21 protein-coding genes are annotated in these 22,229 nt (G+C 31.1%); 15 read left to right on the top strand and 6 right to left on the bottom strand.

Annotation, left to right across the window (positions count from 1 at the left end; genetic code table 11):
* Positions 1–135 precede the first annotated feature (135 nt).
* Positions 136–1,194 carry a DUF1838 domain-containing protein gene (locus tag V9L04_RS06365; protein ID WP_338793247.1) on the top strand — a complete coding sequence of 353 codons (1,059 nt, stop codon included), beginning with the start codon at positions 136–138 and terminating at the stop codon, positions 1,192–1,194.
* Between the two features lie 113 nt (positions 1,195–1,307).
* On the opposite strand, the gene V9L04_RS06360 is transcribed toward V9L04_RS06365, so the two are convergent.
* Positions 1,308–1,994: a hypothetical protein gene (locus V9L04_RS06360; RefSeq protein ID WP_338793246.1), complete on the bottom strand. Its 687-nt coding sequence runs from the start codon at positions 1,992–1,994 to the stop codon at positions 1,308–1,310.
* Positions 1,995–2,149: 155 nt separating this feature from the next.
* Here V9L04_RS06360 and V9L04_RS06355 point away from each other — a divergent pair, with 155 nt between their 5' ends.
* The 3 genes from V9L04_RS06355 to V9L04_RS06345 all read left to right on the top strand — a co-directional run bounded on the left by V9L04_RS06355 (position 2,150) and on the right by V9L04_RS06345 (position 4,668).
* Entirely contained in the window at positions 2,150–3,223 is a 1,074-nt protein-coding gene (locus V9L04_RS06355; protein WP_338793245.1) for a glycosyltransferase, read from the top strand.
* A gap of 206 nt (positions 3,224–3,429) precedes the next feature.
* Entirely contained in the window at positions 3,430–4,098 is a 669-nt protein-coding gene (locus V9L04_RS06350; protein ID WP_338793244.1) for a sigma-70 family RNA polymerase sigma factor, read from the top strand.
* A gap of 141 nt (positions 4,099–4,239) precedes the next feature.
* Positions 4,240–4,668 (top strand): hypothetical protein, encoded by a 429-nt coding sequence (locus tag V9L04_RS06345; protein ID WP_338793243.1) that lies wholly within the window; start codon positions 4,240–4,242, stop codon positions 4,666–4,668.
* Between the two features lie 165 nt (positions 4,669–4,833).
* Here the strand turns inward: V9L04_RS06345 and V9L04_RS06340 are convergent, their stop codons facing one another.
* The 4 genes from V9L04_RS06340 to V9L04_RS06325 all read right to left on the bottom strand — a co-directional run bounded on the left by V9L04_RS06340 (position 4,834) and on the right by V9L04_RS06325 (position 7,890).
* Positions 4,834–5,217: a hypothetical protein gene (locus V9L04_RS06340; protein WP_338793242.1), complete on the bottom strand. Its 384-nt coding sequence runs from the start codon at positions 5,215–5,217 to the stop codon at positions 4,834–4,836.
* Positions 5,218–5,316: 99 nt separating this feature from the next.
* The gene (locus tag V9L04_RS06335; protein WP_338793241.1) at positions 5,317–6,228 is read right to left on the bottom strand and encodes a hypothetical protein; all 912 of its coding nucleotides are present in this window, start codon (positions 6,226–6,228) and stop codon (positions 5,317–5,319) included.
* A gap of 184 nt (positions 6,229–6,412) precedes the next feature.
* Positions 6,413–7,444 carry a uroporphyrinogen decarboxylase gene (hemE, locus tag V9L04_RS06330; protein ID WP_338793240.1) on the bottom strand — a complete coding sequence of 344 codons (1,032 nt, stop codon included), beginning with the start codon at positions 7,442–7,444 and terminating at the stop codon, positions 6,413–6,415.
* Positions 7,445–7,668: 224 nt separating this feature from the next.
* Positions 7,669–7,890, bottom strand: coding sequence for a DUF2795 domain-containing protein (locus tag V9L04_RS06325; RefSeq protein ID WP_014797151.1), 222 nt, complete (start codon positions 7,888–7,890; stop codon positions 7,669–7,671).
* A gap of 940 nt (positions 7,891–8,830) precedes the next feature.
* Here V9L04_RS06325 and ccsA point away from each other — a divergent pair.
* From ccsA to V9L04_RS06305, 4 genes are all read left to right on the top strand, one after another.
* A complete protein-coding gene (gene ccsA, locus V9L04_RS06320) occupies positions 8,831–9,502 on the top strand; it encodes a cytochrome c biogenesis protein CcsA (RefSeq protein WP_338793239.1) in 672 nt (223 codons plus the stop codon).
* A 107-nt stretch (positions 9,503–9,609) separates the two neighbouring features.
* Entirely contained in the window at positions 9,610–9,930 is a 321-nt protein-coding gene (locus tag V9L04_RS06315) for a CcmD family protein (protein ID WP_338793238.1), read from the top strand.
* A 66-nt stretch (positions 9,931–9,996) separates the two neighbouring features.
* A complete protein-coding gene (locus V9L04_RS06310; RefSeq protein WP_338793237.1) occupies positions 9,997–10,428 on the top strand; it encodes a cytochrome c maturation protein CcmE in 432 nt (143 codons plus the stop codon).
* A gap of 161 nt (positions 10,429–10,589) precedes the next feature.
* The gene (locus tag V9L04_RS06305) at positions 10,590–11,855 is read left to right on the top strand and encodes a hypothetical protein (protein ID WP_338793236.1); all 1,266 of its coding nucleotides are present in this window, start codon (positions 10,590–10,592) and stop codon (positions 11,853–11,855) included.
* Between the two features lie 51 nt (positions 11,856–11,906).
* Here V9L04_RS06305 and V9L04_RS06300 read toward each other — a convergent pair whose 3' ends face one another.
* A complete protein-coding gene (locus V9L04_RS06300) occupies positions 11,907–12,188 on the bottom strand; it encodes a DUF427 domain-containing protein (RefSeq protein WP_338793235.1) in 282 nt (93 codons plus the stop codon).
* Positions 12,189–12,904: 716 nt separating this feature from the next.
* On the opposite strand from V9L04_RS06300, the gene ileS reads away from it, so the two are divergent.
* From ileS to V9L04_RS06265, 7 genes are all read left to right on the top strand, one after another.
* Positions 12,905–16,273, top strand: coding sequence for an isoleucine--tRNA ligase (gene ileS, locus V9L04_RS06295; RefSeq protein WP_338793234.1), 3,369 nt, complete (start codon positions 12,905–12,907; stop codon positions 16,271–16,273).
* A gap of 257 nt (positions 16,274–16,530) precedes the next feature.
* The gene (locus V9L04_RS06290; RefSeq protein WP_338793233.1) at positions 16,531–17,172 is read left to right on the top strand and encodes a hypothetical protein; all 642 of its coding nucleotides are present in this window, start codon (positions 16,531–16,533) and stop codon (positions 17,170–17,172) included.
* Positions 17,173–17,330: 158 nt separating this feature from the next.
* A complete protein-coding gene (locus V9L04_RS06285; RefSeq protein WP_338793232.1) occupies positions 17,331–18,539 on the top strand; it encodes a BamA/TamA family outer membrane protein in 1,209 nt (402 codons plus the stop codon).
* 31 nt (positions 18,540–18,570) lie between these two features.
* Entirely contained in the window at positions 18,571–19,806 is a 1,236-nt protein-coding gene (locus V9L04_RS06280) for a hypothetical protein (RefSeq protein WP_338793231.1), read from the top strand.
* Between the two features lie 61 nt (positions 19,807–19,867).
* Positions 19,868–20,974 carry a bifunctional diaminohydroxyphosphoribosylaminopyrimidine deaminase/5-amino-6-(5-phosphoribosylamino)uracil reductase RibD gene (ribD, locus tag V9L04_RS06275; RefSeq protein ID WP_338793230.1) on the top strand — a complete coding sequence of 369 codons (1,107 nt, stop codon included), beginning with the start codon at positions 19,868–19,870 and terminating at the stop codon, positions 20,972–20,974.
* 58 nt (positions 20,975–21,032) lie between these two features.
* Positions 21,033–21,569, top strand: coding sequence for a dCTP deaminase (dcd, locus tag V9L04_RS06270; RefSeq protein WP_338793229.1), 537 nt, complete (start codon positions 21,033–21,035; stop codon positions 21,567–21,569).
* 135 nt (positions 21,570–21,704) lie between these two features.
* A complete protein-coding gene (locus tag V9L04_RS06265) occupies positions 21,705–22,226 on the top strand; it encodes a hypothetical protein (protein WP_338793228.1) in 522 nt (173 codons plus the stop codon).
* Positions 22,227–22,229 lie beyond the last annotated feature (3 nt).

Genomic DNA, 22,229 nt, shown 5'->3' with positions numbered 1-22,229 from the left:
GTACTATTTTTTTGTAAAAAAAATTCTAAAATTATAATCTAAAACTTACTAATTTGTTTAGCTTTACAGAAAATCAATTGGGAATAGAATCTATAATTACTACTACATTTTTTGTAAATAAAGAAAACTAAATATATGTTTAAGCAAATATACCCTAACCTTTTGTTGTGGATAAGAATAATCACTTTTAGTCTGAGTTTGATTTTGTGTGGTTGTCAAACAAAGAAAAGCGAAATAAGTCAGAATAGCGAATCTGATAGAATAAAAAATAGTCTGAAAGATAAATTAGATAATGAAATAATTTTAGATTCTGACCCAAATAAAGAAATTGATTTAGAAGATGACAAACAAAATTTTGATGCTTTTATGAAAATTAGAAGTTCAGTGGAAGGCTTAGAAAATGGAAATTCAGCAAAAGAAAGCACTTATTATTGGGAAGGTAATATTTATTCTTTCATTGATGGAGAACGAAGTAAAAAGATAATGGGAATGAAAGGTTTTAGTATGTCAAGATGGTTAAAAACAGATTCTTCAAGACAATTATTGACTAGAGAAGTAGCCTTATATACAGACAAGCGCACAGGAGAGATAATAGAAAAAATGAAAAATCCTTTTTTAGATGAAAATTCAAAAGTAAATAAAGATTCTTTAGAAGTAATTCACGTTTGGAACAATCCTGTAAATCAACGTTTTCCGTATGATATTAAAGAAAATTATGAGCAAAATCGTGATGAAAGTACAGTTTATGGTATTCCTTATAGTGAGTTAGGACAGGATATAGTTTGTTTTTATGCTGATATTTTTCTGACTTATCCATCACTTATTACAAGAAAAGAATTTCCTCAAAATGTACAAAGTGATTTGTATCAAGGTGCAGAACTATTCCAGTTTTTTGTGCGAAAAAGTGATTTAGAAAATCCAATGATAACAGATATGCCTGCCACTATTTCATGGACACGCATCGGACAATGGCTTCCTTTTATGAACATGGGTGATAGAAAAGGATATTTAGTGTATCAATGTAGAGGTTATAAAATTTTGGAAGGTTTTGAAGGATTGCCACAAGATATAAAAGATTATGTAAGAGCAAAGCAGCCTATTTTTGAGCATGCTCCCACAGAATATTCGCAGCCGAATGAAACAAGTTGGTCATATTTTAAGAAGGTTAAAAATCAATTACGAATTACGAATTAGGAATTACGATTCTATTCTTTTATTCGATTTTTACTGTATCAATACTTACTATTCTTCCTTCTTTGTCGTATTTGGTAACTTGTTCTTTGTCAATAAACTCTTCTTTGGCACTACTAAATCTTAAATAATAGGTTTGATTTATTATTCTCTAAAACAAATGTTGCTTTAGACCACTGATAATGGCTAACGACTTTTTGCTTTTTTATATCAAATTCTATGTTTCTAAGTTCTGTTTCATAATCGTAATCAAACGATTTGGTTGTAGGGTTATAGAAAAGAAATAAAAACTCAGAACCACCCATTCCACCACTAGGAATTTCTACTAAAACATCTTTAAACTTATCTAGATTCAATCTTTTTTGCTCAATTTTTACATTTGTTCCAAAAGCAAAAGCTGAATTAGTAGAAATAATTTGTTTATAATTTCCTTCAATAAATTTATATATTTTTGTCGTAGAATCAATTACAAAAGCAAACTTTTCATTTTCCAATTTAAAAATAGAAACGTGAAGTCCTATGTTGTGTACAGTTTTTGAAAGATTATCAACATCATTGTAGAGAGCTAATGACTTTTCATAATCTGACCTATACCAACCTAGAGAATCAGAAGGTTGTTTATGATTTCCATTTGAATAAATATACCAATACCTTAAAGGTTCTTCTTTTGGCTCTGTTTCTACTATCTTTGTTTTGATAATTTCAGTTTGAATAGAATCTAAATCTGTTTTGTCTTGCTTAACTGGTTTTTGTGTAGGAGAACAAGCAGATAAGAGTAAAGTCAGAAGTAAAAAAAAAATCATTGTGAGAATAAAAAAGCGTGAATCAAATTTATATTTTTTTTGGTTTTCTAGTAATTAGTCTTGTCCTACAAGGTAGCTTTTTTGTCGTAATTTTTAAGTTACTCTTTACTAGAAAAATCAAAAATAAATCTTCTAAAAAAACTATTTCTGTTGTCATGGCAGCAAGAAATGAAGCACATAATTTAGAAAAACTACTTATTTCTATTTTTAATCAAAGCTATTCAGATTTTGAAGTTATTGTAGTAAATGACCGTTCAGACGATAATTCTTTAGAGATTTTGGAAGAATTCAAAAAAAATAATCCTGCTAAAAACTTTCATTTTATTTCTATCAACGAAAAACCTCAAAATTGGAATGGAAAAAAATATGCTTTACATATAGGAATACAAGCAGCTAAAAATGAAATTATTTTACTGACAGATGCAGACTGCTTGCCAAAAGATAGGTTTTGGATAGAAAAGATGGCAAATTCATTTTCTGATAAAGAAATAAATACAGTTGTGGGAATTTCATTGTATAAAAAAGAAAGGAGTAATTTTTTAAATTGGTTTATACAAAACGAGACCTTACTAACAGCACTTCAATATATATCTTTTGCTAATTTTGGGATGGCTTATATGGGAGTGGGAAGAAATTTGGCTTATAAAAAAAGTATTTTTTTGTCGTCAGTAGAAGAAAATATCCAGCCGTTTTGGGTGTCCCCAACAAAGACAAGTAACACGATAGGTTTTGAAAAAATAGCTTCTCAATTAGGAGGAGATGATGATTTAATTTTTTCAGAAAAACGATTTTATAAAAATGTAGGCATTTGTTTGGATGGACAAACAGAGAGTAAAGCACCTCAAGGTTTTAGAGAATGGTTACATCAAAAACGGCGACATTTGTCTGTTGGAACAAAATATTCTTTTCGTCAGAAAGTTATTTCTAGTATTTATCCTTTGAGTATCTTTTTTTGGTATATCGCTATTATAGGGTTTTTTATAAATGGCTTTTATGAAGTTTTAGGTTTTGAATTGATTCGTCAATTGCTTTTTTTTGCTATTTTGCGTATATTCTATAACCAAATACAAAATAATTACGTTTCAAGCCGTTTTACGTATAAAAATTTTTACAAATACTTATTTAAAGATTTTTTTACTGCATTTTTGGGTTTTGAATTCGTATTTATTTTTTATTATTTCGTGGTGGGAATAGGGGCAGTTTTTTTTCCTCCTAAAAGATGGAAATAGTACAGAAACGACTCTAACAAAGTAAATCCTGAAAAAATGTGTCAAAATGACCATTTCTTACCTAGTTTTGATTTATGGATTAAAAATAGCTATATGTCGTTTGTGAAAACACCAACAACAACGTAGCAAATAACACAGAAGTTATTTAGTATAAAGAAAAATATTAATAACTTATTACAAAAAAAGTATTTATTACACCTCTATTGATGAAAGATAATAAAAAAAACTCCGAAAATTCAGAAGAAAAAGTAAATAAAAATCCTTTGTCTAATGCTGATGATAAAGAATTTTCAGACAAAGCTCTAAAAGATTTTGATTTAATTGATTTGGCAGTAAAAGGCGACCAACAAGCATACGCTGAACTGATGAATCGTTATAAAAATTCGGTGTATTTTATGCTTCTCAAAATGGTAAAAAATACTGACGATGCTGAAGATTTGACAGTCGAAGCATTTACAAAAGCATTTAAAAGTCTAAAGAAATTTAAGAAAGAATATACATTTAGTACGTGGCTTTTCCGTATTGCAACCAATAACTGTATCGATTTTATTCGCAAGAAAAAATTAGAAACCCTAAGTTTACATACGCCTTATAAAAATGATTCAGGTGAACAGATTCAGATGGATGTTCCAGACCAAAATCTAACACCACAAGAAGAAGCAATCCGAACACAAAAAATAGAAATTATTAGAAATTTTGTCGATCAGCTTCCTCCAAAATATAAAAAATTGGTAGAACTACGCTACTTTGACGAACTTTCGTATGATGAAATAGCAACCGAACTAGATGCGCCTCTAGGAACTGTAAAAGCACAATTACACCGAGCAAGAGAATTGATGTATGACTTAGTGAAAAATAAGCGTGATGTGATTTAAAAATTTTTTAAACCTATGAAATTTATTTTTTGTAGGTTTTTTTGAGCTAATTTTTATTTTATCTCTTTCAAAATGACTAAATACAAATTATGTCTTTTCATTATTTTCTCCGTACTTGCTTTAGTTTCTTGTAAAGTAAATATGAAAAGTGAAGAATTAACTGGTAATTTACATTATCAAATTTTTGGGCTTAGAAGTTTGTATAATTTACCAGATAGTGTAGTTAAAAAATTTGAACTGCATTATGCATCTTTACCTGATTCAACCATTGCAAAAGACACGTTATTATCTGTTATAATAAATAGAAAATTAAAGAATAGTCCATATATTTTTCTTAGAAAAAAAGATGGTGAAGTAGTAACTATTTACATGGAAAACTCTCAATATCAACAGTTTACAAAATTCAAATACAAAGAACTGATTGATAATAAGCAGGAAGTATGTATAAAACTAAAAGCAGAGAAATTAATGGGTAGATATTATAAATGTATTTCTGTAACAAGTGTGAAAATTAAGAAAGGACAAACTTTGGGTAAACAAGGTAAATTTTTGTTGTATGAGTATGAATAAAAATCAAAAAAGACTTCCCATTATATAAAATGGAAAGCCTTTTTGCTTTTTGAATCATGTATTTCCTAATATTTCCAAGCCTTAACAGTATCAATAAAATGCTTGACTTTATTAAAATCTAAATTAAGATATTGAAAAACAGCATCAAAATAGTGTTGCTATATCTTAATTAAATGAGTTTAAAATAGATTCAAGTTTTGAAATAGCATCTTTCTCAAAAGACAGTTTGTACAATTTTTGAGTTTTTCCATTTTTTAATTTAAGGAGAAAATATCTCTTTTGAATCTCAACTCTTTCAATATCATTTACTACTATTTTTTTATCTTTCCACAATCCACGGTTGATACTTATTTTTTCATCATCAATTAATAAGAAGTATTCATGATATGAAAAGTATTTATATGACCAACCTATACTTCCTAACCACCATACATAGGGTTGCCAATCATACAAACTTTTTGACCAAGCATAAATAATACCTGTAAAGAAAAATAAAATCCCATTAATAAGGGAGAGGTTATTATGACGATATTTGAATTTTTCATTCATTTTATTCGCAAATTTCACAAAATAATATAGTGTTTATTTCCTACAAAAAAAGAGACTTAAAAAAGGATTTAAAGCATCAAAACTTTAAATCCTTTTTTCTTATTCAAAACTGTTTGTTTTAAAATCAATTCCATTCAGATTATAAATTACTTGTCCATTATCTTTAACTAAAAGATTAATTTTTCCACGTATCATTTTTTTGCCTTTCTCTGTATATTTGGCTTCAATTATTATTGCACCACTTGTTTCGAAGTTTTTCCATTGTGTTTCCTTAACCAGTCCGACTTGATCAGTTACCACAATTCCAATTATTTCTTTAAACTCTACTTTATCTATTTGGGCATTTTCATCAAAATTAATTTCTCCTAAAGGATAAAGCCATAAATCCTTTGATAGATGTAAATAAATTCTGAATCCATTATTAGACAAAAAACGATGTATTTGAGTTTTGTCTTCATACTTTGTGGCAGAAGTGTAAAAGCTAAATAAATTGAGTTGATTAGAAGTATAAGACAATCCCTTTTTATAAGTTGAACATTCAATACTTTTTAGGGATTTAATTTTAATTTTACCAAAAATAGCCATTGAATTATCACTATCATATTCATGATAAAGAGTTCCATCAAAATCAAATCTGACTTCTCCAGTAGTAAAATCATAATAAAAATTTGAAATACTAAATGTCGATAATGGGTTAAAGTTTGGAGTGATGAATGTCTTAAATAGATTATTCTTAGGTTCTGCATACCAAACATTCAGTAGATTTCCTTCTTTAGAAATCTCAAATCTAATTCTGAAATCTATTTTATCTTTATCCGAATAAAAAGCCGTAATATATAGCTTATCACAGTTTTCATTTCCTCCAATATCTTCATTTATTGATTGATATTCAGTTCCATCTATATTTATGTCAAGTTGATTTTCTATAATAGTATCTTTTAATTCATCATTACAACTTATAAATAAAAAGGAGAGTGCAATTAGCATTTTAAATAAAAATAGTGATTTCATTTCAATAAATAGTTATGGTATTTGAGAATATTATTTTATTTGAATATCTTCTAAAAGTACAAAGGTATAAAACTTGATTTAGTTTGTATAAAAAAAGGATTCGAAATATAAAAATTTCAAATCCTTTAAGTTAATTTACATAAGAGAATGGATATAAGTCTTATAGTTACTCATTATCGAATTCCTAGTATTTCCAAGCCTTAACAGTATCAATAAAATGCTTGACTTTATTAAAATCTAAATCTGGATAAACTCCGTGTCCTAGATTGGCAATGTATTTTCCTTTTCCAAAAGAAGTAAGCATTTTCTTTGTTTCTGCTTCTATCGTTTCATACGAGCCGTACAAAACACAAGGGTCAAGGTTTCCTTGCAAAACCTTGTCATTTCCTATCAATTTTCTTGATTCTTCAATCGACATTGTCCAATCCATTCCTACAACATTACAAGGAAGTTTTCCAAAATCAGCTCTTGCTGCATGTTGGTCTTTACCAAAAACAATTGTAGGCACTTCATCAATCGCTTCTACAATTTGCTCAATGTATTTCAAACTAAATTCTCTGTACTGTTCCAATCCCAAAACGCCAGCCCAAGAGTCAAAAACTTGTACAATATCTGCACCTGCTCTTATTTGAGCTTTTAGATAAATGATTGTAGAATCTGTTATTTTTTGTAGTAATTGATGTGCTAATTTTGGATTTTCATAAAGTAATCCACGAGGTTTTGAAAAAGTTTTTGAGCCTTTGCCTTCTATCATATAACAAAAAAGTGTAAACGGTGCACCAGCAAAACCAATCAAAGGAACACGTCCATTCAATTCTTTTTTTGTAATAGAAATAGCTTCTGTTACATAACTCAATTTTTCTTCAATGCCATCTGTGGTCATTTTTTTGACATCACTTTCTGTCTTGATAGTTTGAGGAAAGCGAGGACCTACTTTTTCTACCATTTCGTAAGGCAAACCCATAGCTTCAGGAATAACCAAAATATCCGAAAAAATAATGGCTGCATCTACTCCCAATCTATCTACAGGCTGAATGGTTACTTCGGCTGCTAAATGTGGCGTAGTAACAAGTTCAATAAAACCACTTAATTTTGCTCTTAGCTCTCTATATTCAGGCAAGATTCTGCCAGCTTGGCGCATTGTCCAGACAGGGGCACGTTCTGTTTTTTCTCCTCTTGCTGTTCTTAAAAGTAAATCGTTTTGTAGGGTCGTCATAATTGGAACATAATCCTCAACGACGGTTTTAACCTCGTTGACGGTTAATTAAAAATAAAAAAACTCCATTTTGATACAAAAGTAAGCAAAATGGAGTTTATAAAGTTAGATTATTCGTTCAATTTAACGAGTAAGAACATAAATTACATATATTGTTACTCTTATTTGCTTGATAGTCAGAGTGTTACAATCGTAATTCGTAATTTTTAATTCGTAATTATTTACTAATATTCGTCTTCATTAAAAAAGAAGTCATCTTTAGTTGGATAATCAGGCCAAATTTCTTCGATATTCTCGTAAGGCTCGCCATCATCTTCTAAGTCTTGCAGATTTTCCACTACTTCCATAGGCGCACCTGTACGTGTCCCATAATCGATTAATTCGTCTTTAGTGGCTGGCCAAGGAGCATCTTCTAAATAAGATGCAAGTTCTAGTGTCCAATACATAGGCTTATATTTGTATTTTTTTTGTAATAATTTAAAATTTTTAATCAGCTTACAATTTTTTTAATCTTAATTATTATTAGATTTTTCCTGAGGCTGATTTTTTTCAATAAGGCTGCAAAGGTAATAAGTTATTCACTCTAAACAAGTTAGTTGAGGGAATTTTTCAAGCTAATTTCAGTTTTTCTATTTTACTAAATAAAATAGTTATTTTCAATTTTTCAAAGAGCAAATACTAAAAACCATTTTACCATACTTAAGGGATTTTAAAGTGTAACGCAAGGCTTTATTTTTTGTTTTACTTCCTATAATTACTTTTAGAAAACTTTTGCAAATTTGCATCCAAAAATAATAATTGATGTTCATATAAAATTGATGAAAGGGTAACATAAAAAACTTTTTTATTATAAATACCTTAATTTTATGACAAAATAGTGCAAATAACTGTTTATTATACAAATTTATCTTATTAGTAAAATAGCTGATAGTCAGCTTTATAGATAATATATAAAAAATTATTGCAAAAAAATCAAGTTTTTTTAATAATGAGTTGCTTTTGTTGAAAAATAGTAGTATTTTTAGAATATCAAGTTAAGGAGTTTTATGGAACTTTATTAAACAAGTTTTATAAGAAAAGATTTTCATTTAGTTATTTTCAGGGAGGGGGCTTTCTGACAAAACTAAAATTCTACCGTTGCAGTATCGGAATGATCTGCAACGGCTTTTTTATGCAATAGAGTGTACTCTTTAGTTTTCGAAAATGTATTTTATCTTTTAAGGTAAGTTCTGCATTCATAATTTTATAAACTTTTAGCCTTTCTTTTCTATCCTATTTTTGTTCTTTGGTGTTTTGAGTTGTAATTTTGCAGAATATTATTTTCGCACTCTCAATAAGAGTGTGTTACAGAATACTTCACACCCTAAAGGGAGGCTAAAGAATAAAATGAATTTACTCAAAAAACACTGGTGGAAAATTGCTTGTGTAATTATCCTTTTCTATACAATTATTGGAGGACTTTTAGTTGAAGTTCCTAGACTAAACATTCTTAACGAAACCATTAGAAATCTATTTTTCCATGTTCCAATGTGGTTTGGAATGGTTCTGATGTTACTTGCTTCCGTTATTTATTCGATAATGTACCTCAAAACTTCCAATCCAAGACACGACGACTGGGCAGTAGAACTCGCAAATTCTGGAATTGCTTTTGGTATTTTGGGAATCCTGACAGGAATGTGGTGGGCAAAATTTACATGGGGAAATTTTTGGAGTGGAGATCCAAAACAAAATGCTTCTGCTATTGCTCTTTTGATTTATTTCGGTTACTTGCTTTTGCGTAGTGCATTGCCAGATGATGAAAAACGAGGCAGAATAAGTGCTGTTTTCAATATTTTTGCTTTTGCTACCTATATCCCTCTTATCTATATTTTGCCTAGAATGGTAAACTCTCTACACCCTGGGGCAGAAGGAAACCCTGCTTTTAGTGCTTATGATTATGATAACGACCTCAAAAAAGTCTTTTATATTGCCATTATTGGTTGGACGCTTTTGGGAGTTTGGGTGGCACAGCTTCGTGTCAGAATGAGAAGAATTGAATACAAAACACTTTTTGATTAACTTTATAATAGACTTTCTAGTCTGTGAATTTAAAATACCATAGCCGTTGTTGGTGTTTTAGCGCAGCGACACCAACAACAAAAAATTACCACATAAATAAAAAATCAATGAAAAATATATATCTACTTTTGCTTCTTTTCTCTTTTGCTTTTTCGCCTTTGATGGCTATTGCTCAGGAGGATACCAATACAGAACAAACTACTGAAGTTAATAAAAACGGAAAAATTCCTGTGACACAGCGAGATTACGAAAACACAGAAGTTTCGATGGCTGATACATTCAGAGCAGATGGCAAAATTTATGTTGTTGTTGTTGTTTTAACTACTATTTTTGCAGGAATTGTAGTCTTTTTAGTGGTTACAGAATCCAAACTCAAAAAATTAGAGGATTTAGTATATTCTGAAAGAGCTTCAAAAGAAAAGGTATAAAACAACGCTTTAAGATTATTTTTCGTTAAAATAAAGTAAACAAACTCAACCAAAATTCATAAAACTATGAAAATTTCACATATAATTGTACTCGTTATTATAGCTGTTGGCATCGGAATTTTTGTCAGTTCTAGCGAAAATGCTAGTCAATATGTAGATTTTGATAAAGCTCTTACAATTGCTAAAGATGGGGATGACAATAAAATTCATGTTGTAGGTGAGCTTCCTAGAGATGCAAGTGGCGAAGTAATAGGGATTGAATATAACCCTATGACAGATGCTAACTTTATGGCTTTTCAGCTCGTCGATGAGAAAGGCAACAAACAACGTGTCATTACAAGTACGCCACCTCCTTCCATGACAGATTTCAAACGCTCTGAAAAAGTTGTCGTGATTGGAAAGTATGAAATACATGAGCAAAATGAACAGTTTGTAGTAAGTGATATTTTGCTTAAATGTCCTTCTAAATATGAAGAAAATACTGTCGCTGTAAAATAATAGTATTCTGTACAAACAGTAAAGAATATGTAGATAGAATTGAAAGTAAATTTTAAAAAGTTAAGTTATCGTATAAAATAGAGTTGTTTTATAAAAAAATAGATTAAATTTTCTATTTTTCTACTCTTTAATTTACGATACTATTTTTGAAATCTCTCTTTATGAAATTCAACTTTACTTCCAAGAAATTTTTTGTCTTTAGCTTTTTTCTTTCTTTACTGTTTGTATCAACTTCTGCATTTAGTCAAAAAACATTGAATGATTATTTTGAAGGTTTACAATCTTCGTATGACCAAAAAAAATATGATTCGATGCTCTATTATGCCAAAATTTTGGATACGATTCGTCCCAATCATCCAACTGTTTTGCGTTATTTGTCTTTATCTTATTCATTAAATAAAGATTCAAAACAAACAGAAAAAACACTACAAAAATTAGCTCTCATTTATGCAGAACCTTCTGTTTTAGAGAATGAAGAACTAATCAGTTCCCTCAAAAAATCACAACTCAAGAGACTTCAAAAACTTTGGAATACTCAAAATGAGAAAGTGCAAATTAGCACACAAGCCTTTTTACTTCCTGCAAGACATATTGAAGGACTTACATCTCTAGGAGAAAATAAAATTGCTTTTGCTTGTATCAATAAACCTGCTATTGGTTTCTGGGATGGAAAAGATACTTCGTATATGGAAATGAAAATGCCTGTTATGAATCTTTTTTATGAAGAAGCTACTCAAAAACTTTGGGGAGTAATGAGCGAATTAGAAAACTCATCACTTTATAAAGAAGAAAATAAAGGTAAAGCAGCCATTTTTTGCATTGATACAAAGACCAATAAAAAAATAGTTGACTATGAACTTTCAGATTCTTTAGACCACGTTTTGGGAGAAATTAAGCAAGCAAAAGATGGGACAATATATTGTACTGATAGCCAAAATCCAATTATTTATGTTTGGAATGAACAAACTCAAAAACTAGAAGAAAAATGGACAAATCCGAAATGGCGTTCATTGCAAGGAATTGCTTTTTCAGAGGATGGAAAATGGGCTTTTGTAGCTGATTATTCTTCCACTATTTATCAGATTAATATTCAGACTGGAAAAATAAATGCACTAGAAGCTCCAAAAGGTTTTTCATTCAAGACAACAGACGGACTTTATCTCTATCAAAATACACTCATTACGGTTCAAAATGGAACTTCTCCTATGAGAGTTTCAAGTTTTGAGTTAGATATGCAAAATCAGAAAGCAAAAACAGGAAAGATTTTGGAACAGCAAAATATCTATTTTGGTGAACCTACTAATGGTTTTTTGATAGGAAATAAGTTTTACTACATTGCAAATAGTCAATGGGGAAATTATGATAAAGAAAATAAACCTAAGAATGACTGGAAACCTGTTGTAGTTTTGATGATAGAAATCGAATAAAAAATGGCAACTGAATGCCATTTTTTATTATTCTAATAATTGAACTAGCATTTATTTCACTACTTCCACACCTTTCCAAAATGCCATTCTGCCACCAATTTCTTTAGCTGCATCTTTTGGAGTTGGATAATACCAAACGGCATTTTTGTTTTCTTCTCCATTTACATCTAACGAATAATAAGAAGCTGTGCCTTTCCAAGGACACATACTTTTATGGTCGCTTTCTTTTAAAAATTCTTTTTTTACAGAATCAGCAGGAAAATAATGATTTCCTTCTATTTGTACTGTATTATCGCTTTCTGCAATGACTTGACCGTTCCAAATGGCTTTCATAGTTTCTGTTTTTATAAGTGAGAAATTTTTGAACTGACTTCATATCAAAAAGGTAATGTAGCTAGAAATTGTTTGATAAAATAGAATTACAATAAAGATTATCACGTTTATTTTTGTATAACAGTCTTCCAGACTGTTGAATTTGATAAAATACTGTTTTTGATGTTCAGACTAGAAGTCTGAACTATCTTAATACAAGTTGTGGTAAGGTTTAAAAGGGTGTGCGTTCGTTTTAGCTTCGCTGAGGGTTACACCGTTCTCAAAAACGAACGAAACGCTTCTGAGGAACTGAACACACAATGTTTCACTAAAAAGTCGGAAGAGCCACCTTTTTTATTGATTGCCAACTATTTTAGAGTAAAATTCTATTTATTTTAGTCATTTTATAAGAGTAAAGAAATGATATTATTAAAGTATTGGATATGGGGAATATTGTCAGTGGTGGGGATACCAACAACAGCAAAGAATCAATTTGAACTTCTTTTATAACTTCTACATTATTTCTTTTAGAGGTACAACAAATCAGTGTAAATACAATAAAATATAGTATCGCAATCTTTTTCATATTACTTGTTATTTTAGTTATAATTACAAGATAATAAAATTCCCTTCCTACCACGTTATCTTTTTAATTTACAATTTCTTACCTTTGTGGATTGATTGAAATTGAATAGCCATCAAAAGACTTGAAAAGGTCTTAGAATAATATATATAAAATGAAATATACCGAACCAAAAAATATAAGTTACGCAGGCGTAGCTAAAGATGTTCTCCATTTTTGGAAAGAGAACAAGATTTTTGAGGCTTCTGTCCAAAATAGAGAGGGCAAACCTACTTTTACGTTCTATGAAGGTCCTCCTTCTGCCAACGGAAAACCAGGGATTCATCACGTTATGGCTCGTACTATTAAGGATATTTTTTGTCGTTACCAAACTTTGAAAGGCTTTCAAGTAAAGCGTAAAGGAGGGTGGGATACGCACGGTTTGCCTATTGAATTACAAGTAGAAAAAGAATTAGGAATTACAAAAGAAGATATAGGTAAAAGTATTTCAATTGAAGATTATAATCAAAAATGTAGAGAAGCTGTAATGCGTTACAAAGAACTTTGGGACGATATTACGACAAAAATGGGTTACTGGGTAGATTTGGGTAATCCGTATATTACTTTCGATAAAAATTATATGGAAACGCTTTGGTATTTATTGAAGCAATTCCACGAAAAAGGACTTTTATATAAAGGATATAGCATTCAGCCCTATTCTCCTGCTGCTGGCACAGGACTTTCTTCACACGAAATCAATCAACCAGGTTGTTATCGTGAAGTGAAAGATTTGTCTATGATAGCGCAATTTAAAGTAAAAGGAACTTCAAATGATTTTCTTTTGGCTTGGACAACAACACCTTGGACGCTCCCTTCAAACTCTGCTTTGGCAGTTGGAAAAAATATAGAATACGTAAAAGTTGAAACGCACAATCAGTATACAAAACAGCCAATCAATGTTTATGTAGCAAAAGCATTATTGAAAAGTGTTTTTGATGATAAAAAATACGTCGATCACGCCATTTTTGATGAAGAAAAGCACGCAGGAAAACATCCTTATACCATCATCGAACAATGTAAAGGTGAACGTTTGGAAGGTTTGGAGTACGAACAGCTTATGCCGTATGTAAAACCAGACGAAACAAACGGAACTGCTTTTAGAGTAATTTTAGGAGATTTTGTAAGCACAGAAGACGGAACAGGAATCGTTCATATCTCACCTACTTTTGGTGCTGATGATGCTCGTGTTGCCAAATTGGCTAATATTCCTGCTATTTTGGTAGCTGATGAAAATGGAAATCCGATGCCACTTGTGGACAAAAGAGGACGTTTTGTAAAAGAAGTTACTGATTTTGCTGGAGAGGCTGTAAAAGCAGAATACGAACCTGATGAGGTAACAAGTGCCGAGGGCTATGAATCAGTTGATTTGCGTATCGCTGTCAAGCTCAAAAATGCAAATCGTGCTTTCAAAACTGAAAAATACGAACATAATTATCCACATTGTTGGCGTACAGATAAACCTATTTTATATTATCCATTAGATTCTTGGTTTATCAAGACGACGGATTATAAAGAAAGAATGGTAGAGCTAAACAAAACGATAAACTGGAAACCTGCAAGTACAGGCGAAGGGCGTTTTGGAAACTGGCTTGAAAACTTAGTCGATTGGAACTTGTCTCGCTCTCGTTATTGGGGAACACCTCTTCCAATTTGGAGAAGTGAAGACGGAACAGAAGAAACTTGTATTGGTTCTATCAAAGATCTTATGGCAGAAATACAAGAGGCAAACAATTCGAAAGTACTTACAATAGAAGAAGTAAAGAAAAATCGTGGTTTCTTAGAGAAATTTATGGCAAATCAAGCTGATTTGCACCGTCCGTATGTAGATGATATTACACTTATAAAAGGCAAAACAAAGTTAGTAAGAGAAGCTGATTTGATTGATGTTTGGTTTGATTCGGGTGCTATGCCTTATGCACAATGGCATTATCCATTTGAACAAGAAGAGATATTTAACAAATCATATCCTGCTGATTTTATTGCAGAAGGTGTTGATCAAACTCGTGGTTGGTTCTTTACTTTACATGCCATTTCGACAATGCTTTTTGATTCGGTAGCGTATAAAAATGTAATTTCAAATGGACTTGTTTTGGATGAAAAAGGCAATAAAATGTCTAAATCTAAAGGAAATGTAGTTGATCCATTTGAAACATTAGCTGATTTTGGTGCAGACCCAACTCGTTGGTATTTGATTGAAAATTCGAATCCTTGGGATAGTTTGAAGTTTAGCAAAGACGGAATTACAGAGGTTCAGCGTAAATTCTTTAATACACTTCAAAATACCTATTCGTTCTTTTCGTTGTATGCTAATTTAGATGATTTTGATTTTGATGAAAAGAATCTTATTCCAATCTCAAAACGTCCAGAAAGTGACCGTTGGGTTATCTCAAAACTTCATTCTTTGATAGCCGAAGTAGATGCAGCTTTTGCAGAATATGAGCCAACAAAAGCAGCTCGTGCGATGTCAAAATTTGTTACTAGCGACCTTTCAAACTGGTACGTTCGTCTGAATAGAAAACGTTTTTGGAAAGCTGAATTGGTAGAAGATAAAATTGCAGCTTATCAAACGCTTCATACATGTTTGGAAACAATTGCACTTCTTGCTTCTCCGATTGCACCTTTTTACTCTGATTTTGTATATCGTAACTTGAAAAAAGCAGACGAAAAAGATACTATAACTTCGGTTCATTTGGCAGAATTTCCTATTTCTGATTCTAAATTAATCAACAAAGATTTAGAAACTCAAATGGAATTGGCTCAACAAATTTCCTCAATGGTTCATGCCTTGAGAAAGAAAAATCAAATGAGAGTTCGTCAGCCGTTACAAAAAGTGATGGTTGCTGTTGTAGATGAAATTACACAAAAACATATTAAAGCTGTACAAGAACTGATTTTGTCAGAAGTAAATGTAAAAGAATTAGAATTTTTAGCTCCAGATTCTGATAAACTTACTAAAACAATCAAGCCGAATTTCAAAAAATTAGGTGGACAATATGGAAAAGCAATGCCAAAAATTGCTGGTTTAGTCAAGAAGATGACACAAGCAGACATTGCTACTTTAGAACAAACAGGCGTGTTTACTTTAAATCTTGATGGCGAAGTAATTCCACTTACTCCAGACGATGTAGAAATCGGAACAGAAGATATTGCAGGTTGGGTAGTAATGAGTGAAAACGGAATTACGGTAGCTTTAGATGTAAACCTTACTGACGAATTGCGTCAAGAAGGAGTTGCTAGAGATTTAGTAAACCGTATTCAAAACCTACGAAAAGACGAAGGTTTGGATGTTCAAGACAAAATTTTATTGCAAGTTGAGAAAGGAAGCGACCTATTGAACGGTGCTTTATCCAACTTCAAAAAATATATTTGTGATGAAACGCAGGCTTTAGAAATGGAAGTTTTAGATTCAGTTGATAATTCAGTAGAATTAGAAACTGAAGAAACGACTGTTAAATTGGCTATGCGTGTGCATCAATTAAACTAATGTAGCATACGCTTTAGCGTGTGAATGCCTGTACCGAATGCTTTAGCTTTCGGCAAAAAAACTATCTGTTTATTTTTTCCTAACCTAAAGGTCAGGGTACATTTTCGCACGCTAAAGCATACGCTACAAATAAAAACAAAAGTTCCATTTCTATAAGAGGTGGAACTTTTGTAGTTTTAAGAGAAAATAATAATGTTACTTTCCATTAAAAAACAGGTTGATAAAGATAGAAAACACTTTAATTTCAATCTATTACAATGAAGCGCAACAGATTCTATGTTTTTCCAAATCTTCCTGTTTTATTTGTGCAGGGATTGATTATTCTATTTTTTGCAATTTCAATATTTTGTTTGTCTTCTTTTCGCCAAACTTGGCTTTTTAGTTTCGATGGAATTAGTGAAGAAGTGCAAAAAAAGATAACAGATACTGACAAGCGTTCTTTCTTTTATGGAGAAAAATATCCTTACGATATGTATGGAGTTATTTATGAAAATATAGATTGGCTTTCAAAAAACATGACACAATTAGAAGCAAAAAAAGTTTTAAATTATCCTAGTCCAGTAATAAGAATTGCAGCTTATAGAAGTTTATTAAACCATAAATCAGCATCCAAATTTGATAAAAAACCTAAAAGAGATTATGAGTTATTGTGTCAAATTCTGCAAGAATACGATATAGTACAAGCATCTTTAGGAGATTGTGGAGTCTTGATTACTTCGACTGGTTTGTTCTTTTCTGATATGTATCTTAGGTTAGATGATGATAATATTCAAAATGAAGAGTACATTCAATCTTTTAAAGAAAACCATAATGTGAAAGATTCAGAAGTAAAGCATCTTAGAAAATTATATCAAATTTTAGAACAGAAAATGGAAGATTTTCATAAAAATTGTAGATAGATTACGATTTTCAAATCTCTTTTATCTTTCAATACTTAACAAAAACCTCATAAATACAGTTCTATAAAAAGACTTCTTAATAAACCAAAAAAGAGTTATTAATAAGTCTATTTTTTTATCTTCTATTTCCTTCACTTTCAATTATTCTATTTTTATTAATGAATACTACTACTTATATAGTTTTTGTATTTCTATTTTGGACTACTTTATTTACTCAAAATTTACTACACGCTCAAAATCAATCAGAAAATCAAAATGATTCTACTAAACTAGATTCAAATCAAGACCAACAAGAAACTTTCTTTGAAAAAATAATTGATTATGTAGAGTTTAGAAATGAAGCTGATAGACAGCAAGATTCTACTCGTTTTCGTAGCAAATTTGTTATTTCTCCAGTGGTTTCTTATAAGCCTGAAACAAGTTGGGGATTTGGAATAGGCGCAAAATGGCTTTTCAAATTCAAACATGCTACTCAAGACACTCGTACTTCAAACATGCCTATTTCGGCACTTTATACACTTCGAAAGCAAGTAGTTATCTCCTCTGGCTACACTATTTTTTTCAATCACGAAAACTGGATGCTCAAAGGAAATATTGGTTATTCTAAATTTCCACAACAATATTATGGAATTGGAAACAACACTTCTAGCAAAGATGAAGAACTTTTTGAGTATCAAAATATCCTTTTCGAACCTTTACTTTTAAGGCGAATTGTAGGAAAATTTTTTCTAGGAGGAGGCATTCGCTACAATAATATCTGGAATATGGAATATGAAAAAGATGGGTTATTAGAAAGGGATAAACCACTAGGTTTTGATGGTGCTATTTCAGCAGGGCTAGAATTGGCAGCTACGTATGATGATAGAGATAACGTTTTGAATGCCTTTAGTGGCTCTTTGTATGAATTTAGACATGCTTTTTATGGAAAAAAAGTAGGTGGAGTTCCTTTTGATTTGACTAAAGTAGATTTGCGTCAGTATTTTAAATTATCTAAGCGTGATGATGTTTTGGCTTTGCAAGCGTATGGTTATTTTAGTGATGGTCGTGCGCCTTTGGGAGAACTCGCTGCGCTTGGTGGAAGCGAACTAATGCGTGGATACTATAAAGGACGTTTTTTAGAAAATAATATGTTGGCTGCACAAGCTGAATATCGTTTTCCTGTTTTTGCACCTATCGGAATGGTTGTTTTTGCTGGAGCTGGCGAAGTATATCATCAAATTTCTGATTTGCGTTTTAGTGATATAAAAGTAGGCTATGGTGCAGGGTTGCGTTTGAGAATTGTAAAATCTGAAAATCTTAACCTTCGTTTCGATGTCGCAAAGGGCGAAAAAATTAATTTTTACTTCGGAATTGCAGAAGCATTTTGAGCTAATTTTGGAAAATAATCATAGACGCTCAATGAAAAATCTAGCTTTATTATTTCTATTTTTAAATCTTTTTATGGCTTGTAAGCAAAAAGAAGAAAAATTGCCAGTAAATCCAGAACAATGGCTTTCTCAAATCAAAAATGAAGAAGCCAAAAAACGAACTACTGATGTGCTTGAAAAAATATATGTTTCTACGGTTTATTCGGTGGCTGAAAAGGATAGTTTGTCAAGCTTTCAAGTACAGGTTGCTAATTGTCAAACTCCAAAGTCTGTTGAGCATTTTGTCTATATTTTTCGGTATTTACATAGTTACACAAATAATGAATCAATGAGTGGTAGAGAAAATACTGTGATGAAATACATTTCTAATTTATATCAAAAAGATTCATCAGTAAACAAAGCTGCTTTGAGTAGTATGATTGATACTACAAAGATTGATTTTGGAAGATATTTTCCTCCTTATTATTCTCCATACAATGATTCTATTACAAATCCTCAAAATCCGTCTAAAAACTTAGTAGAGATAGAAAATGAATTGATAAAGTATATGAAAGTCTTGCCTTCTAATAGTTCACAAGAACAAGCAGATTCCATAGGAAAAATACACGTTCTATTAAAAAAAGCTATAAAAGATTCTACTTTTTTTGATTATGGATTACCTAACGTAGCAAAAGACTTATATTATTTGGCTTCTGCTGATAAGAAATTTGTCATCTATTCTATCTATTATCAAAGGGGTTCTAATTCAAAAAGTGCAACTGCTTATGCTGCTTATAGAAATCAACAGAAAGATAAAACCATAATAGAAGAAATATCAGGTTTTACTTTTGACGATGAGGATTCTTATGGCGAATCTGCTGCTCCTTTAGCTCTTTTTCAAGTAGAAAAAAATAAAAAATCATTATATATTATAATTTCAGACCACGATGGAGGAGGAATGGAGGATACAAATGTTATAGTAAAAGCCTATCAAATTGAAGATAATAAAATTCAACTTTGTAAAGATTGTATTGAAGGAAAATCTACTGGAATTTATCAAAAATCACCTCATTTTGCTTGGGTAGTTCCTGCATTTGATTCTACAAAAAATGAAATTACATTTAATCACAGACGATTTTATGGAAATATAAAAAAGATAGACTATAACGAACAGAGAGAGTTGAGAAAAAATAAAGAGGGAAGTGGCGAAATAATGTCAAGAATGACATTAAAATGGAACGGACAACAATTTATTTCTATTCCTTTAAAATTATATTGTGAAGAATAAGAAAACATAAACGAACAGTTCGCTCTAAGCGAACCGTTCGTTAAAACAAAATCAAGAAAAAATGAACGAACAACTATACATGCAACGTGCCTTACAATTAGCCGAAAAAGGCAAAGGTTCTGTAAGTCCAAATCCTTTAGTAGGCTGTGTAATTGTAGCCGAAAACCGAATTATTGGAGAAGGTTATCACAAAAAATACGGAGAAGCACACGCAGAAGTAAATGCGCTCAATAGCATTTCAGAAAGCGATGAGGGTTTAAAAAATAATTTGCTTTCCAAAGCGACTATTTATGTTACCTTAGAACCTTGTAGTCATTTTGGAAAAACGCCTCCTTGTGCTGATGCGCTCATTAAAGCAAATGTCAAAAAAGTAGTCATTGCTACACTTGACCCAAACCCGTTAGTCGCTCAAAACGATGCAGGAAGAGGAATTCAGAAACTAAAAGATGCAGGAATTGAAGTTGTGATAGGAATGTGTGAGCAGGAAGCAAAACACCAAAACAGACGTTTTCTGACAGCTTTTATAAAAAAACGTCCATATATTATTTTGAAGTGGGCGCAAACAGCAGACGGATTTATTGCAAGAAAAGATGGTACTTCCAAATGGATTAGCAATGCTGTTTCTAGGAAATTGGTGCATAAATGGAGAAGTGAAGAAGACGGAATTTTGGTAGGAAAAAATACCATTTTGCAAGACAATCCAAAGCTAAATGTAAGAGAATGGATAGGTAAAAATCCGACACGAATTATATTAGCAGGAAATGGTTTTGATGAGCTGAATTCTAGCTTTTCTGTTTTTGATGATTCGCAACCTACAATTTTTTATTCTTATTCTGATAATGATAACTTAAAAAAGACTACTTTTGTAGATAAATTTTTACAAACTGAACTCATAGAACTCAACCAAGAACTAGATCAAGCTAATTTTTGGCAAACACTCTTTGAAGATTTGCATCGTAAAAATATTCATTCTGTTTTTATAGAAGGGGGAAGTAAAATTTTACATTCCTTGATAGAAAATGGATTTTATGATGAAATCCGTCGTTTTACAGCTACAGATGTCTTTTTTAATGAAGGCTTTGAAGCTCCAAAAATTTCTATTTCGCCTATTAAAACAGAATTTATAGAAGAAAACAAACTAGATACAATAATGAATTATGAATGTTGAATTGTGAATGATGAACTATTCATTCATAATTCAACATTCACAATTCACAATTCAAATTATGATTTTATCAGACAAAGAAATACTAACCGAGATTGAAAAGGGAACTATTTTAGTTGAGCCTTTTGATAGAGAATGTTTGGGTACAAACTCTTATGATGTACATTTAGGTAAATTTTTGGCTACCTACCAAGATGAAGTTTTGGATGCCAAGGCACACAATAAAATTACAACTTTTGAAATTCCAGATGAAGGTTTTGTGCTTCAACCAAATACGCTTTATTTGGGAATGACAGAAGAATATACCGAAACACTTGCTCATGTTCCTTTTTTGGAAGGAAAATCTAGTGTAGGTAGATTAGGAATTGATATTCATGCAACGGCAGGAAAAGGTGATGTTGGTTTTTGTAATGCGTGGACATTAGAAATTTCGGTGACACAAGCTGTTCGGATTTATGCAGGAATGCCGATTGGTCAGCTTATTTACTTCAAGGTAGATGGACAAATTGAAAGACCTTATAATGAGAAAAACTCAGCTAAATACAACGAAAGAAGTACAAAGCCAGTAGAATCTATGATGTGGAAAAATAAATTTTAGATTTTCACAACAAACTATAAACAAAATCCGTTTGGTAGGAAAATTTTAAGCAGTAATTTATTGTAAAATTACTCATTTTTTAAACTTTTTTTATCTTAACCTAATATTAAAATCAATCTATAGACATTATTATTTATGCAAAACGAAGGATATTCAGCAGAAGCTATTAAAACTATTAGAGAAAAGGCTCTAAAAGAAGGACGTGATTTTGTAATCAACGAAGATATTGAGCGTACTTCCGAATCAGTTTGTTTTTATTTTACAGGAGAATACAAAGGAAATGCTGTTGTATTTGATGCATGTTTGTTTGCCTTACGTGTAGAGTACGAAATGGCAGTTTTTGCTTTAGCAGAAGAGCGTGTAGAGGATACTTTTCCAGATTTTAATTTGGAAATGGAAATGGAAAACGAAGATTCAGAAGCTATGGAATACTTTGACGAAAAAGTAGCAGAAATTGAAGAAAATGAAGAAGTACAGGTAAGCGAATACATTGATTTTGACGAAGCTGTCGAATATGGTGTAGGTTTAGATGTTTGTTTGAAAGTAAAAGAAGTAACTGATGAAACAGTTTCTAAATTTATTTCTAGCTTCAATAAAGGAACTTTTAAATTAGATCCGAAAGATTATACTTTCAAATTGGAGGAGTTTGGAGAATAAGCA

Origin of the sequence: Bernardetia sp. MNP-M8 (assembly GCF_037126285.1) — a bacterium.
Taxonomy (GTDB): Bacteria; Bacteroidota; Bacteroidia; order Cytophagales; family Bernardetiaceae; genus Bernardetia.
Note: the sequence above shows the minus strand (reverse complement) of the source record. Positions and strands in the feature narration are given on the sequence as shown.

Excerpts from the sequence above, each read along its gene's own strand:
- V9L04_RS06365 (WP_338793247.1), top strand. The coding sequence starts at position 136 with ATGTTTAAGCAAATATACCCTAACCTTTTGTTGTGGATAAGAATAATC.
- V9L04_RS06360 (WP_338793246.1), bottom strand. The coding sequence starts at position 1,994 with ATGATTTTTTTTTTACTTCTGACTTTACTCTTATCTGCTTGTTCTCCT.
- V9L04_RS06355 (WP_338793245.1), top strand. The coding sequence starts at position 2,150 with ATGGCAGCAAGAAATGAAGCACATAATTTAGAAAAACTACTTATTTCT.
- V9L04_RS06350 (WP_338793244.1), top strand. The coding sequence starts at position 3,430 with ATGAAAGATAATAAAAAAAACTCCGAAAATTCAGAAGAAAAAGTAAAT.
- V9L04_RS06345 (WP_338793243.1), top strand. The coding sequence starts at position 4,240 with ATGAAAAGTGAAGAATTAACTGGTAATTTACATTATCAAATTTTTGGG.
- V9L04_RS06340 (WP_338793242.1), bottom strand. The coding sequence starts at position 5,217 with ATGAATGAAAAATTCAAATATCGTCATAATAACCTCTCCCTTATTAAT.
- V9L04_RS06335 (WP_338793241.1), bottom strand. The coding sequence starts at position 6,228 with ATGAAATCACTATTTTTATTTAAAATGCTAATTGCACTCTCCTTTTTA.
- hemE (WP_338793240.1), bottom strand. The coding sequence starts at position 7,444 with ATGACGACCCTACAAAACGATTTACTTTTAAGAACAGCAAGAGGAGAA.
- V9L04_RS06325 (WP_014797151.1), bottom strand. The coding sequence starts at position 7,890 with ATGTATTGGACACTAGAACTTGCATCTTATTTAGAAGATGCTCCTTGG.
- ccsA (WP_338793239.1), top strand. The coding sequence starts at position 8,831 with ATGAATTTACTCAAAAAACACTGGTGGAAAATTGCTTGTGTAATTATC.
- V9L04_RS06315 (WP_338793238.1), top strand. The coding sequence starts at position 9,610 with ATGAAAAATATATATCTACTTTTGCTTCTTTTCTCTTTTGCTTTTTCG.
- V9L04_RS06310 (WP_338793237.1), top strand. The coding sequence starts at position 9,997 with ATGAAAATTTCACATATAATTGTACTCGTTATTATAGCTGTTGGCATC.
- V9L04_RS06305 (WP_338793236.1), top strand. The coding sequence starts at position 10,590 with ATGAAATTCAACTTTACTTCCAAGAAATTTTTTGTCTTTAGCTTTTTT.
- V9L04_RS06300 (WP_338793235.1), bottom strand. The coding sequence starts at position 12,188 with ATGAAAGCCATTTGGAACGGTCAAGTCATTGCAGAAAGCGATAATACA.
- ileS (WP_338793234.1), top strand. The coding sequence starts at position 12,905 with ATGAAATATACCGAACCAAAAAATATAAGTTACGCAGGCGTAGCTAAA.
- V9L04_RS06290 (WP_338793233.1), top strand. The coding sequence starts at position 16,531 with ATGAAGCGCAACAGATTCTATGTTTTTCCAAATCTTCCTGTTTTATTT.
- V9L04_RS06285 (WP_338793232.1), top strand. The coding sequence starts at position 17,331 with ATGAATACTACTACTTATATAGTTTTTGTATTTCTATTTTGGACTACT.
- V9L04_RS06280 (WP_338793231.1), top strand. The coding sequence starts at position 18,571 with ATGAAAAATCTAGCTTTATTATTTCTATTTTTAAATCTTTTTATGGCT.
- ribD (WP_338793230.1), top strand. The coding sequence starts at position 19,868 with ATGAACGAACAACTATACATGCAACGTGCCTTACAATTAGCCGAAAAA.
- dcd (WP_338793229.1), top strand. The coding sequence starts at position 21,033 with ATGATTTTATCAGACAAAGAAATACTAACCGAGATTGAAAAGGGAACT.
- V9L04_RS06265 (WP_338793228.1), top strand. The coding sequence starts at position 21,705 with ATGCAAAACGAAGGATATTCAGCAGAAGCTATTAAAACTATTAGAGAA.